Origin of the sequence: Hymenobacter perfusus, from assembly GCF_003944765.1 — a bacterium.
Taxonomy (GTDB): Bacteria; Bacteroidota; Bacteroidia; order Cytophagales; family Hymenobacteraceae; genus Hymenobacter; species Hymenobacter perfusus.
On record NZ_RWIU01000005.1, the window covers coordinates 288,934 to 301,783 of the forward strand.

Consider the following 12,850-nt stretch of genomic DNA (forward strand, 5'->3'; position numbering starts at 1 on the left):
CACGGTAGCGTGTCGGGGCTTTTTTTGTGCCGGATGCGAGGCGGGCTAGCTCACTTTCAGGTTGCCGGCGGCGGTGATGAGCGTCTGGCCCAGGTGGCGGAGCTGGTCGCCGGTGGCATCGTGGAGGTTGCGGGCAATGAGGGACGTTTCCTGGCCCAGGTGCTGCAGCGAGGCCGCAATGGCCGCCCGGTCGTCGCGCTCCACGTAGCCGCGCAGGTTGCGCAGCTCGGTTTGCAGGCCGGTCAGGGCCGAGCCACCGAGGCCGTCGAGGGCCGAAATCCAGCCATCGATGTAGCCGATACCGTTTTCAACGGGTTGGTTATGGTGGTTTTCCAGCGCATCATAGATGTTCTGGATGGTTTCTTCGATGCGGGCGTTGTGATTCATAGGGCAGTGGGTTGAGGGACGGAATACGGATGTCAGAAACTGTACGCCGCCCGGGCCGCCGACGTTGCCCGTAGCCCTCACTGGCGGGTCGCTACCACATCAAAAGCCAGCGTGAACTCGTTGCGGATGGCGTAGCTGCCCAGGTTCTGGAAAAAGCTGCTGGAATTGTGGTTGATGCCGAACTGCGTGCGGTCGAGGGTAACGGTGCCGGTGGCGCGGAGCGGCCCGCCGGGGAGCGGGGTCAGCGTGAGCGGAAACTGTACTGGTTTAGTGATGCCACGCAACGTGAGCTGCCCGCTGGCCCGGCCGGCCCGGACTTCGCTCAGCACGAAAACGGCCGTTGGGTGAGTAGCTACATCGAAGAAATCGGGGCCGCGCAGGTGCTCGGCCAGTTGGGCCTGCTCCTGCTCGATAGTGCGCATATCGAACTCGAACCGGCCGGCCCGCAGCGTACGGCCATCGTAGGCGAAAGTACCCCGGCGCAGCTGCACGGTACCGGAAGGCGCATAACTCCCCACTTCGGCGTAGCCGGTCCAGGTGACGCGGCTGGCGGCGGGGTTGATCTGGTAGGTGTCGGTGGCGGGCCGGGCGGCGGCCAGTGCGCAGATGAGCAACAAAGCAAGAAGCACTTTCATGGCGGAGTGATGTAAGAGGGAGGATGGATAGGGAGTATTGCCTGCTTTAGCGCGGGGTAGCTTCGGTTTCAATCAGGCCCATGCCTTTGTAGAGGGTGCCCGCCGCGTCGCGGGCCAGGATGTACCAGAGTGCGTCGCCGCCGTAGAGCTGGCGGGCGTTATCGGCGAAGCGGTAGTTTTTGGCGAAAGTGTAGGTGCGGCCAGGCAGCAGCCGGCCGCCGGGGCACCGGAACAGCTCGGCAAACTCGGCGGGCGTCTGGGTCAGGTTCTGCTTCCAGCCGGTGTCGTCGTACCAGATAAAGCTGCCGCACTCCACTATCGTCAACTCCCCTACTTCAGCGCGCAGCATCGTGCTGTGTTTCCACACGTAGCCACCCGGCTGCTCGGGGTTAGGCTCGGGGTAATTGGGATTGGGCGAGTGCCAGAGCGTGAGGCCCACCGACACCTGCCGCAGCTTATCGGGCAGCACACGACGGTGGTCGGTCCAGGCGGAAGGGGTGGTCTGGGCCAGCAGCGGGGTGGCGGCCGGGGCGGCCAGGGCCAGCAGCAACAGGAGCGTCTTCATGGGGTTCGGGAGTGGTTGTTGAACGACCCAAAGGTGCCGTGCTCATCCCCCGCAAACGCCCCACATACCGCTCCGGGACGCCCCAATTCATGATGTGGAACCTGTTTTAGGGTGCGAGCGTGAGAGGGTAAGGGGGTAGGAAGGTGTGAGGGTAAGGGGGTATGAGGGTAGGAGTTGTCATTGCGAGCAGCGCGAAGCAATCCGTCCTTTTCAGGGCACAAAACATCGACCTGTGCAAAAGCCCCTGACGCCAGCACGGACGTCAGGGGCTTTCTGCATTTCAAGGTTTTGCGTTGGGTGAAGGAAGGATTGCTTCGCGCTGCTCGCAATGACAACTCCCACCCTCACACCCTCCTGCCCTCAACCCTCAAACCCTACCCCTGCCACTCCCGGGGGGCTACACCGGTGAACTGCTTGAAGATGCGGTTGAAGGTGGTTTTGGAGTTGAAGCCACTCTCCAGCGCAATGCCCAGCAGCGTCAGGCGCTGGGCATCCGGGGTGGCCAGGCGGCGCTTCACCTCCGCCACCCGGTAGCCGTTCACCACGTCGTTGAAGCTCTGGCCGAAACCCTGGTTGACGGTGAAGGAAATAAGCCGGGGAGCCAGCCCCGTGTGCGCCGACAGCTCGGCCAGCGTGAGCGTCGGATTCAGAAACAGCTTTTCCTCCTCCAGCGCGTGCCGGATGCGAGCCAGCACCGCCGCATCCACGGCCGGACTGATAGGCGGGTCGGCGGATACCGGGGCTTCCGCCGCAGTGGGTAGCGGCAAAACTTCCCCGGCAACTCCGGTTTCTGCCGCAGCTCTGGGTGGCCTGTTTGGTTCCGGCTCTGCATCCGGCTCGAACCGGACGGCCTGCATATCGGCCTGGCGCAAGCCCACTATCCCCACCAGAAACAGTACCCCGCCCAACAGCTCGGTGGAGTAGTCGTACTCGTAATACAGCCCGAAGAACTCGCGCAGCACTACTTCAAGCAGCCACTGCGCACTCACCACCCCCACCAGCACCAGCAACACCCGCAGCCACCGCAGCCGCAGCCGGGAAACTTCTGAGAAGTTATCTGCCAGCCACCGCCGGTACCCGCGCAGCACCCGCAGGCTCAGCAGCAGGTACAGCGTGAGGGAAATCCAGGTGCCGATAAACTCCACCCGGTACGTCACGGGCCGGTGTACCTGCTCCCAGAACCACAACCGCTCAGGGTAGGATTGCAGCCGCAGCCACCCGTACAGCGCCGCCTGCACCAGCACCGGCCCGAAATGCACCAAGTGCCGGCGCGTGAACCGAAAATCATGATTGACCAGGCTGCGCACGTAGAAGTACAGCAGCGGACCAAAAGCAAACGAGTAGTAAATGGGCGCGAAATACCAGTTGGCATTCTGGCCGTAGATGTTGGCCACCCGGAAAAACCCATCGAGCAGCCACAAAGCAATACTCAGCATCAGCAGGGCCAGAAACCGGTTGGGCAGGCGGTTGGCCGGGGCCACCCACAGCAGGCCGGCCGCCAGCAGGGCCTGCGCCACCACGGCCCAGAGCACCAGCACCAACGGAGTAAACGGGATTTGCATAGCAGCGGGCGGCGGTATCTTTGACCGGGGCCGGCAAAGTAGCCGTTTCTTTTTTCCAGTTCGCATGAAGGCGAAAATCCGCGAGTGGGCGCGCCGTTACCTGCCGGCCGAGGGACTCTCGGTGGTGGCCACGCTGGCCGGGGCGGGCTTGGCGTGGCACTTGGCGCCGGGGCAGGAATTGCGGGCGGCCCTGGCCGGTACCTGGGCCGGCAACGTGGCCTACTTCGGGTGGCTGCTGGGCCAGGATGTACGCCAGACGCGCCGCCACCTGCGCGCCGCCGGCCGCCGCTACACCCGCCGCACCCTGGGCCAGAACCTGCGCGCCCTGGCAGTCGAGTTCGGCCCGGCGGAGGTGCTCGACAGTCTGCTCATCCGGCCGGCCCTCATGTACTGGCTACCCCGCCTCACGGGCAGCCGCAGCGGCGGCATCCTGCTGGCCAAACTCCTGGCCGACGTGACGTTCTACGTACCGTCCATTCTCAGCTACGAGCTCAGCAAAAAGCGCCTGCGCCGGTTTGAGGGAGAAGAGTAGAGTGGCGGCTGTGGAACAGCGCGGGATTGTCGTGTTGAGAGAAGCCGAAGCAGCGCTACCACTTTATCTGGTCCACCGCCATAAGATCTGTCTGATTACCATTACAACGTCCGCACGCGAGATTCCTCGGCAAGCTCGGAATGACGTGCTGTTAATTTATACCCTCCTACCTTCATACCCTCTCACCCCATCCCCATGCCTCTACCCGTTTTCACGCTGGAGTCGTTTCCGCAGGGGCGGGCGCGGCGGCCGTGGTACCTGGAGCGGCTGGCCCGGCACGTCGCCAACTTCCCCGGCGTGAGTCAGCCCCACGCCCACGATTTTTACCTGCTGCTCTACGTCACCCACGGCCAGGGCACCCACACCATTGATCTGGTAACCTATGAGCTACAGCCGGGCAGCGTGTTTTTCATGACGCCGGGCCAGGTGCATCACTGGCAGCTTTCCGCCGATGCCCAGGGCTACGTGGTGCTCTTCGAGGCGGAGTTCTACCTGCTGCGCCACCCCGGCAACCGTCTGTTCGAGTACCCGTTCTTCGACCACGCCCACGCCCCGGCCCTGCAGCTCCCGGCTCCCGATAACGAGCTACGCCCCCTACTGGAACAGATGTGGCAGGAGCACACCACCCCCGCCCCCCAGCAGGACGAGGTATTCCGGGCCTACCTGCTGCTGGCGCTGGAGCTGGCCGCCCGCCACTATCCCGCCACCCCGGCCCGGCTCACTGAAGAGCCCCGCCACGCCCAGCAGCTCTTGCGCGAGTTCGGCAGCCTGCTCAACCAGCACTTCCGCCAGCAGCGCGCCGTGCAGCAGTACGCCGACTGGCTCCACGTCTCGCCCAACCACCTCAACGCGCTGTGCCGCCGCCACCTGGGCAAAACCGCCAGCGCCCTCATTCAGGAGCGGGTGCTGCTGGAAGCCCGCCGCCTGCTGCGCCACACCGATGCCACCGCCGCCCAGGTAGCCGACACGCTGGGCTTCGAGGATGCCTCCTACTTCGGCCGCTACTTCCGCAAACACACGGGCCAGACCCCGGCGGAAGTGAGAAGTGAGAAGTGAGAAGTGAGAAAAAGAACGTCATTCCGAGCTTGCCGTTGATTTGTACCAGATAAACCCGTAAACGGCTCTTACGGCCGCGTGCGGTTGGTTTTACCTTTGTCATGAAGCTCCAACGGCTTCGCCCCCTCGCTCATGGCAACCCTCGATTCAACGGCCCTGTCCCTATTGCAGCAACGCTGCCCGCGCTGCCACCAGGGCCACTTGTTCACTACCTCTGCCCTCCATATTACGCGCTTCGCCGAAATGCCCGCCGACTGCCCCGTGTGCGGGCAGCACTACGAGCCAGAGCCTGGGTTTTTCTGGGGCGCCATGTACATCAGCTACGCGTTTTCCACGGCCATTATGCTGGTAACGGGCTTTCTGGTGTATCACCTGCTCCACGATCCGGCCGTGTGGGTGTACGTGACCAGCGTGGCCGTGGCGGCCGTGCTGCTCACGCCTCTGAGCCTGCGCTACTCCCGCACCGTGCTGCTCTACCTGTTCGGCGGTATTGATTACGACCCGCGCTACCGGACCGAAGCCGCCCCCGCCATCCGGCGGTAAACCGGCCGGGCGGCTCCGCTCCCGGCAACCCCACCGCCCGGACAGCGGTATGCAGGACGGCCCCGGCCGATTTGTTTATCCTCCTGCATGGCTGATTCCGCTCCCCTGTTCCTGACTTCCGACGGCCCGCTGCTGGGCTACCACCACGCCGGCTTGGTGCGCGCCAGCGGCATCCGCTACGCCCGCGCCGCCCGGTTTCAGCCCCCCGTGGATGAGCCGCCTTATTCCGAAACCCACCCGGCCACGGCCCCCGGCCCGGTCTGCCCCCAGGTGCCCGACCCCGCTTTGCAGGAGGCACTGGGGCCGGCCCTGGCCGGGCGCGTTTTCGATGAGGACTGCCTACGGCTGAACGTAACGGCCCCGCCCGACTACCAAACGGGGCCGGCGCGGCCGGTGCTGGTCTGGATTCATGGGGGCTCCTACGTGAGCGGGGCCGGCGACCTGGCGTTCTACGACCCCGCCCCGCTGGTACGCGAGCAGGGACTGGTAGTAGTAGCCGTGAATTACCGCCTGGGCATGCTGGGGTTCCTGGGCCACCAGCACGCGCCCGCCAACCTGGGTCTGCTCGATTTACTGAGTGCTTTGCGCTGGGTGCAGCGCAACATTGCCGCTTTCGGGGGCGACGCGGGTAGCGTCACGCTCCTGGGCCACTCCTCGGGCGGCGACGCGGCGGCCCACCTGATGCTGACTGAAGGCGCGGCCAAGCTGTTCCGGCGCGTAATTCTGCACAGCGCCCCGCTAGGGCTGGCTCCCGGCCGCGCCCGCATGACGCGGGCCATGGCGGCGGCCGTAGCGCCGCTGCTGCCCGACGCGCCGCTGCAGCAGGTGCTGGCCACTCAGCCACGAGCGGAGCGGGCCGCGCGGTGGTCGGGCCTGAAGGCCGGGATGCCGTTCGGGGTGCAGTACGGGGCATTTCCGTTACCGCCCGAAGCCTCTGCCGCTGCGGTTTGGCAAGCCGTGGCCCCGCAGTTTGATGTGCTGATTGGGGCTACGGCCGATGAGCTGCGGTTCTTTGCCGTCATTGCCCCCCGCCTGCGCCGCCTGCTCACGCTGCCCCGTCCGGCTCCGGATCTGTTGCAGGCGCTCATCAGGGCCGGCTCGCGGCGGATTTACGTGGGGCCAGCCGCCGCTTTTGCCCGCCGCCACGCCCGGGCCGGCGGCCGGGCTTACCTGTTCTCCGTTCCTTACCACCCGCCGGGCAGCGAGTTTGGCGGAGCCCACACCATCGATTTGCCGCTGCTGTTTGGCTCTGCCGAAGCCTGGGCGCCGGTGCCCTTACTGGGCGAAGCGGCCTGGCCCGAGGTAGAAGCCGCCGGCCGCCCCATCCGCCAGTTCTGGGCCGATTTTGCCCGCACTGGTCAGCTTCCGGCCGCCATTCACCTGCCCGGAGTTCTGGATGTGCGGCGGGTGTAACGCTTAGCAGACGCCACTTCCCTTTTGTCTGGTGTTATCAGACCGTGGCAAGTATGGTAGCGGTGGGTATGCATGCTGTTTTATCAACTCGCAGGAGGCTGTGGCTGGGTAGCCAGGGCCTCCTGCGTTTTTATTGAAAAAAGTAATCAGCATCTTATATATATGACCTAGCAATTGGGCACCTGCTAACGCTGACAGCCCATCTATCCTGGCAGGTGCCCGGTTATAGCCGCCCAAGGCACCGCCACTCCTTCTTCCACCGCACTATGAAAACGCGTTTCCGCTCCCTCTGCGCCGGCCTCTTCGGCAGCACCCTAACACTACTGCTGGGTATTTCCGCTCCTGCCACCGCTCAAACCGCCGCCCCCGACAGCGTGGATATGCTGGTGCAGCAGGCCATGCGGCAGTTGCGCATTCCGGGCCTGCAGCTGGCGGTGGTGCGCCACGGGCAGGTAGTGAAGCTGGGACAGTACGGCCTGGCCAACGTGCAGGATTCCGTGCCGGTAACCGGGCAGACGCGCTTTTTCCTCAACTCCATCACTAAGGCCTTCGTGGGCGTGGCGGTGATGCAGTTGGTGGAAGCCGGCAAGCTGGACCTCGGCGCGCCCATCGGCCGCTACCAACCCGAGCTGCCTGCCCCCTGGCACCCCGTAACGGTGCGGCAGCTGCTCACCCACACCTCCGGCCTGCCCGATATTATGGGCGAGGACGCGCTGGTGACGGAAAACAACGAAGCCGCCACCTGGCAGCAGGTGCAACAGCAGCCCCTGGAATTCAAGCCCGGGGAGCGGTTTGCCTACAACCAGACCAATTACCTGCTGCTGGGCCGCCTCATCACCCAGCTCAGCGGGCAGCCGTTTGCCGAGTTTATTCAGCAGCGGCAGCTGAACGTGGTGAAGATGCCCCGCACCAGCTTCGGCGACGCCCACAACGTGCTGCCCCACTTGGCCCGCGGCTATACCTTCACGCACTACCAGAACGGAGCACCGCGCCGGGGCAAGGAGCTGCGTAACCTGTTCGAAGTGTTTCCGCCCTCCCTGCGCACGGCAGCCGGCATGAGCTCCACGGCCCAGGAAGTGGCCAACTGGCTTATAGCCCTGCAACAAGGTCAGCTGCTTCAGGCCCCAAGTCTGGCCACGCTCTGGACGCCCGGCCGCCTTACCGACGGCTCCACCCAAAGCTTCGGCGGCAAGCTCAATGGCTACGCGTTGGGCTGGCCCACGGCCGGCCGCCCCGAGCACCCGGCCGTGGCCCCGGTGGGCGGGGGCCGCTCGGCCGTGTTTGTGTACCCGCAGGATGAGCTGGCCATTGTGGTGCTGACCAACCTGCAGGGGGCCAACCCCGAGCGGTTCGTGGATGCTTTGGCTGCCTGCTACCTCCCCGATATGCGCGTGGCCGATGGGTTCGGGCTGCCGCCCTCCCTGCGCACATTGCACCGCACGCTGTGCCGGCGCGGCTTCTCTTATCTGCCGGAAGAAGTCAAGAAAGCCCGCCGCCAGAACCCGGCTTACGAACTGCCCGAAACGGCCGTCAATGCCTGGGGCTACTCCCTGGTAGAGCAGGGCCAGCTCACCGACGCTTTGACCGTGTTCCAGCTCAACGTGCAGCTCTACCCCCAAAGCGCCAACACCTACGACAGCCTGGCCGAAACCTACGCTGCCCTTGGCAATAAGAAACTGGCCGCCCAGCACTACACCCGCACCCTGGCCCTCAACCCGAAAAACCGCGCCGCCGCTGAGTATCTGAAGCAGTAAAATATAAAACGTCATTCCGAGCTTGCCGAGGAATCTCGCGTGCTGATGTTGCCAAAGTATTCTAACGTCAGCATGCGAGATTCCTCGGCAAGCTCGGAATGATGTTCCTGTTTTCAGCAGAAGTCTTCACTACCCACACCATTTCCTGAAAGAACATCTGCCGCTTCCCGTCGTTCAACCGCATGAAACACACCTGCTATGTCTGCCGAAGAACCTTTGCACCCTCAGTCGCACCTGTTTCGGGTGCGCCACCCCGAGTGGGCTGCCAACGCCACCATCTATGAAGTAAACCTGCGCAATTTCACTCCGGAGGGCACCTTTCGGGCCTTTGAGGCGCATTTACCCCGGCTGGCGGCCATGGGCATCAGCATCGTGTGGCTGATGCCGGTTCACCCGATTGGGCAGGTGGAGCGCAAGGGCACGCTGGGCAGCCAGTACGCCGTGCAGGACTATTTCGGGGTGAATCCGGAGTTTGGCACCCTCGACGATTTGCGCCACCTCGTGCAAACGGCCCACGATTTGGGCCTGCGCGTGCTGCTCGATTGGGTGGCCAACCACACCAGTTGGGACAACCCATTGGTGCAGGAGCACCCCGAGTGGTACCAGCACGACGCCCACGGCCAACTGGTGCCACCCGTAGCCGACTGGACCGACGTAGTAGCCTTTGATTACACCCAGCCCGGCCTGCGCCGCTACATGACCGACGCCCTGCTCTACTGGCTGCGCGAGGCCGGCATCGACGGGTACCGCTGCGACGTGGCCGGGCTGGTGCCCACCGATTTCTGGGACGAGGCTCGCTTGGAGCTGGACGAAGTGAAGCCGCTGTTCATGCTGGCTGAGTGGGACGAACTCTACCCTTCGGGCGGCCTGAGCTGGGAGGAATTCAACTCCGACACCAAACTGCTGGAGCGGGCCTTCAACATGAGCTTCGGCCTGCGCCTGCACTACCTGCTCGACCACATTGCCGAGGGCAAAGCCCGCCTCGCCGACATCGACGGGTACCTAGCTGCCGAGCGGGCCAAATACCCGCCCTCGGTGTACCTGATGCACTTCACCAGCAACCACGACGTGAACAGCTGGGACGGCACCGAGTACGAGCGACTGGGGCCGTTGGCTTTGCCGTTTGCCGTGCTTACGGTGCTGCTACCTGGCATGCCGCTGGTGTACTCGGGCCAGGAAGCCGCCCTCAACCGCCGCCTGCAGTTCTTTGACCGGGACACGATTGACTGGTCAACCATTCCGCTCCAGGAGTTCTACACGAAGCTGCTGCAGCTCAAGCGCCGCCACCCGGCCCTGCGCAACGGCGACCCGGCCAGCCGCTTCCGCCGCCTCCCCGGCCCCGAGCAACTGTACGGCTTCCTGCGCGAGAAAGAAGGCGCGGCCGTTCTCTGCGTCATCAACGCCGAAGCCCGGGAAACGGCCCTGCTCCTACCTGCCGAAGCCGCCGGAACGTGGCAGGACGTATTCAGCGGGCAGCAGCTGATGTTCCAGCCCGGCAACGAGCTGCCGGTACCCGGCCACGGCTGGCGCGTGCTGGAACGGGTGTGAATTTAGTTGCCGTACCAACGTTGACTGTAGTTCTTTGCACTGTATGCGCTACGGTTTCCTGCTTATTCTTTTAGGTATTTCCGGGGTAGCTTCCGCTCAGCTGCCGGATTCTGTCGTGTCCCGTTACCGGCAGCGGGGTTTCTTCCTTGCTACCAACAGAGCAGAACCTCCTTTTCGGGCCTATAAGCTTGGCGAGAATGGTAGCCTGACAATTGGTGGGGAGTCTTCCGCCGTGTATTACCTCGACCTGCAGGGACGAATTATTCCCGGCAGTCCTTTCGATGCTGATTCCCGGGATTTTGACGCGCAAGGATACGCACTGGTGAAGAAGAATAACCGCGCAGGCATGATCAATCAGCAAGGCCACCAAGTGCTGCCGTTTCAGTACGAGGAACTCGTTCCGCTTCATCATCCCCGACAATGGCTGGCCGCGCGGATAAATGGCCGCTGGGGAGTACTTGACGCAACGGGTCAGCTCGTGGTACAGCCGGTGTATGATGAGGTAAAACCGTTTTCGGAGGGCATGGCCGCAGTGAAACAGGGAGCCAAGTGGGGGTTTATCGGGGAGGATGGACAGGAAAAAATCAGGCCCACCTACGCATATATCTGGCAGGATTTTTCCGAGGGATTTGCGGCTGTCAGCACCGTTGACGACCACTCTGTGGGCTTCATCACCCCGCAAAACCAAGCCATTACGGCTTTCACGTATGCGTATCCACTGTGCCTGAATCGGGATAATGCGCACTTCCGGGATGTTGCGCCGTATTACCGGTTCCACCGTGGCTTTGCGCTGGTTCGCAACAAGCGGTGTGAAATTGGCGTGTTGAACACACGGGGTCAGGAGGTACTACCCCTGCGTTTTCATCGAGTAGCCTTTACGGACTCTACCATCGTTGGCTACCGGGGTAAGCAGCAGCAGGTGTACCGGCTGCCTCATTAAGTGGCCCCGCGCTACTGTTTCCCTGGTCCGTAGAGCACCTGCCCGGCACGTTGGCCGGTATGTTGACCTTCGCGCACGGTGAGGCGGCCGTTGACCAGCACGTAGCGCATGCCCACCGAATACTGGTGAGGCTGCGCAAATGTGGATTTATCGGCCACCGTGACGGGGGCGAATACCACAATATCGGCCGCGAAACCGGGACGCAGCAGGCCCCGGTCGGAGAAACCGAATGTTTGGGCGGGCAGGCTGGTCATGCGCCGGATGGCTTCCTCCAGGGTGATGATATGCAACTCGCGCACGTAGTGGCCCAGCACCCGGGCGTTGGAGCCGTAGCCGCGCGGATGCGGCGCGCCTTCCTGCCACACCCGGATGCTGGCATCGGAAGCCACCATGTTCTGGGGGTAGCGCAGGATGTTCTGCACATCTGGCTCACTCATGCCGTGAAACACCATGCCGGCGTCGTACTGTAACACCAGGTCCAGAATGGTAGCTGCTTCGGCGCGGGCGGTGTGCGGGCGGCGGCGCAGGTGGTTGATTTCCTCCAGACTGCGGCCCTGATAGCCGGGCTCGGGCGGAAAGCCGGCCACCACGGCGTAGCTGAAATGCCGGAGGCCTTTGCGCTTCAGCCGCTGCACCAGAAACTCCTCTACCGCGCGGCGCGTGGCCGGGCGGGCCAGCCGGACGCGCAGGGAGTCACGGCCATCGGCCTGCACATCGTCGGGCAGTAGGGTGCTGAGACTGGTGGAGCTGGCCGTGTAGGGGTACTGGTCGATGGTGACGGGCTGGCCGCTTTGGCGGGCGGCTTCAATCAGGCGCAGCAGCTCATCAGTGTGTCCCCAGTTTTGCTGGCCGCCCAGCTTGAGGTGGGAAATCTGCACAGCTACCCCCGCCTCACGGCCTACCTGCAAAGCCTCCTGAATGGCCTGCCGGACGCTGTCGGATTCGTTGCGCATGTGGGTGGCGTAGAGGCCGTGGTAGCGGCCGGCCACCCGCGCCAGCCGCACCAGCTCGGGCGTGCGGGTGTAGGTACCGGGAATATAAATCAGCCCCGACGACAGGCCCACCGCCCCGGCGCGCATGGCGCTGTCCACCAAGGCCTCCATACGGGCCAGCTCCGCCGCCGTAGGCTGCCGCTGGGCCCGGCCCAACACCGCCTTTCGCACCGTGCCCTGCCCCACTAATGAGGCCACGTTTACAGACAGGTGCAGACTATCCAACTGGCGGAAGTAGCGGCGTAAATCGGGGCGGGAGGAGCCGCAGTTGCCGGTTATTACCGTCGTTACGCCGTCGTAGAGGAAGTTATCGGCGGTAGGCTGGCGCACTTCGTCGTCCTCAATGTGGGTGTGTACGTCGATGAAGCCCGGGGCCACGGCCAGGCCGTGGGCATCCAGCACGGTATCGGCCGGATAATCGGCGGGCAGGCGGCCCACAGCCACAATGCGGCCGTCACGCACGGCCACGTCACCCAGCGTCCAGGTGTTGCCGGTGCCATCATACAGGCGGCCGTTGCGAATGAGGATATCGGCCCGCCGGGGCGTTTGGGCGGCCAGCAGCTGAGCCAGCAACAGCAACGAGAGTAACAGGAGAAGGCGCATGTTGCTGGAGCTATGAATAGACGGCAAACCGGATAGTATCTGAACTAGGCCGTGTCTGAAAAGTCGGTTTCAATTCGCTGAACGTCATGCTGAGCTTGTCGAAGCATCTCTACTGCTTCGCCTGAGCCGTTAAACGAAGCGGTAGAGATGCTTCGACAAGCTCAGCATGACCGTTTGGGAGTTTTCAGACACAGCCTAATCAGAAACGTCATGCTAAGCGGAGCCGAAATAGCTCTACCTCTGGCTAATGCTCAACGTGATGCTGAGCGAAGCGGCCGAAATGCGTCGGCTTCGCTCAGCATCACGTTCCGGTTAGCTTC

At 63.7% G+C, this 12,850-nt stretch carries 12 protein-coding genes; 7 read left to right on the forward strand and 5 right to left on the reverse strand.

Going from position 1 to position 12,850, the window contains the following annotated elements:
* Positions 1–45: 45 nt before the first annotated feature.
* The 4 genes from EI293_RS15795 to EI293_RS15810 form a co-directional block, all read right to left on the reverse strand.
* Positions 46–387, reverse strand: coding sequence for a hypothetical protein (locus EI293_RS15795; RefSeq protein ID WP_125439509.1), 342 nt, complete (start codon positions 385–387; stop codon positions 46–48).
* A gap of 77 nt (positions 388–464) precedes the next feature.
* Entirely contained in the window at positions 465–1,022 is a 558-nt protein-coding gene (locus EI293_RS15800) for a YceI family protein (RefSeq protein WP_125439510.1), read from the reverse strand.
* A 46-nt stretch (positions 1,023–1,068) separates the two neighbouring features.
* Positions 1,069–1,587 (reverse strand): hypothetical protein, encoded by a 519-nt coding sequence (locus EI293_RS15805; protein WP_125439511.1) that lies wholly within the window; start codon positions 1,585–1,587, stop codon positions 1,069–1,071.
* A gap of 374 nt (positions 1,588–1,961) precedes the next feature.
* Positions 1,962–3,149 carry a helix-turn-helix domain-containing protein gene (locus tag EI293_RS15810; protein WP_170170398.1) on the reverse strand — a complete coding sequence of 396 codons (1,188 nt, stop codon included), beginning with the start codon at positions 3,147–3,149 and terminating at the stop codon, positions 1,962–1,964.
* A 64-nt stretch (positions 3,150–3,213) separates the two neighbouring features.
* Between EI293_RS15810 and EI293_RS15815 the strand changes: the two genes are divergently transcribed.
* The 7 genes from EI293_RS15815 to EI293_RS15845 all read left to right on the forward strand — a co-directional run bounded on the left by EI293_RS15815 (position 3,214) and on the right by EI293_RS15845 (position 10,935).
* Positions 3,214–3,681 (forward strand): hypothetical protein, encoded by a 468-nt coding sequence (locus tag EI293_RS15815; protein WP_125439513.1) that lies wholly within the window; start codon positions 3,214–3,216, stop codon positions 3,679–3,681.
* Between the two features lie 195 nt (positions 3,682–3,876).
* On the forward strand, positions 3,877–4,737 hold the full coding sequence (locus tag EI293_RS15820) for an AraC family transcriptional regulator (protein ID WP_125439514.1): 861 nt from the start codon (positions 3,877–3,879) through the stop codon (positions 4,735–4,737).
* Between the two features lie 132 nt (positions 4,738–4,869).
* Positions 4,870–5,280: a DUF983 domain-containing protein gene (locus EI293_RS15825; RefSeq protein WP_246010676.1), complete on the forward strand. Its 411-nt coding sequence runs from the start codon at positions 4,870–4,872 to the stop codon at positions 5,278–5,280.
* An 87-nt stretch (positions 5,281–5,367) separates the two neighbouring features.
* Positions 5,368–6,693, forward strand: coding sequence for a carboxylesterase family protein (locus EI293_RS15830; RefSeq protein ID WP_125439515.1), 1,326 nt, complete (start codon positions 5,368–5,370; stop codon positions 6,691–6,693).
* Positions 6,694–6,959: 266 nt separating this feature from the next.
* Positions 6,960–8,447, forward strand: a complete 1,488-nt coding sequence (locus EI293_RS15835; protein ID WP_125439516.1) for a serine hydrolase — start codon at positions 6,960–6,962, stop codon at positions 8,445–8,447.
* A gap of 198 nt (positions 8,448–8,645) precedes the next feature.
* Positions 8,646–9,995, forward strand: coding sequence for an alpha-amylase family glycosyl hydrolase (locus EI293_RS15840; protein ID WP_125439517.1), 1,350 nt, complete (start codon positions 8,646–8,648; stop codon positions 9,993–9,995).
* A gap of 43 nt (positions 9,996–10,038) precedes the next feature.
* Positions 10,039–10,935 (forward strand): WG repeat-containing protein, encoded by an 897-nt coding sequence (locus EI293_RS15845; RefSeq protein ID WP_125439518.1) that lies wholly within the window; start codon positions 10,039–10,041, stop codon positions 10,933–10,935.
* An 11-nt stretch (positions 10,936–10,946) separates the two neighbouring features.
* Here EI293_RS15845 and EI293_RS15850 read toward each other — a convergent pair whose 3' ends face one another.
* Entirely contained in the window at positions 10,947–12,530 is a 1,584-nt protein-coding gene (locus tag EI293_RS15850) for an N-acyl-D-amino-acid deacylase family protein (RefSeq protein ID WP_125439519.1), read from the reverse strand.
* Between the last annotated feature and the right edge of the window lie 320 nt (positions 12,531–12,850).

Coding starts and splice junctions, on each gene's coding strand:
- EI293_RS15795 (WP_125439509.1), bottom strand. CDS start 387: ATGAATCACAACGCCCGCATCGAAGAAACCATCCAGAACATCTATGAT.
- EI293_RS15800 (WP_125439510.1), bottom strand. CDS start 1,022: ATGAAAGTGCTTCTTGCTTTGTTGCTCATCTGCGCACTGGCCGCCGCC.
- EI293_RS15805 (WP_125439511.1), bottom strand. CDS start 1,587: ATGAAGACGCTCCTGTTGCTGCTGGCCCTGGCCGCCCCGGCCGCCACC.
- EI293_RS15810 (WP_170170398.1), bottom strand. CDS start 3,149: ATGCAAATCCCGTTTACTCCGTTGGTGCTGGTGCTCTGGGCCGTGGTG.
- EI293_RS15815 (WP_125439513.1), top strand. CDS start 3,214: ATGAAGGCGAAAATCCGCGAGTGGGCGCGCCGTTACCTGCCGGCCGAG.
- EI293_RS15820 (WP_125439514.1), top strand. CDS start 3,877: ATGCCTCTACCCGTTTTCACGCTGGAGTCGTTTCCGCAGGGGCGGGCG.
- EI293_RS15825 (WP_246010676.1), top strand. CDS start 4,870: ATGGCAACCCTCGATTCAACGGCCCTGTCCCTATTGCAGCAACGCTGC.
- EI293_RS15830 (WP_125439515.1), top strand. CDS start 5,368: ATGGCTGATTCCGCTCCCCTGTTCCTGACTTCCGACGGCCCGCTGCTG.
- EI293_RS15835 (WP_125439516.1), top strand. CDS start 6,960: ATGAAAACGCGTTTCCGCTCCCTCTGCGCCGGCCTCTTCGGCAGCACC.
- EI293_RS15840 (WP_125439517.1), top strand. CDS start 8,646: ATGTCTGCCGAAGAACCTTTGCACCCTCAGTCGCACCTGTTTCGGGTG.
- EI293_RS15845 (WP_125439518.1), top strand. CDS start 10,039: ATGCGCTACGGTTTCCTGCTTATTCTTTTAGGTATTTCCGGGGTAGCT.
- EI293_RS15850 (WP_125439519.1), bottom strand. CDS start 12,530: ATGCGCCTTCTCCTGTTACTCTCGTTGCTGTTGCTGGCTCAGCTGCTG.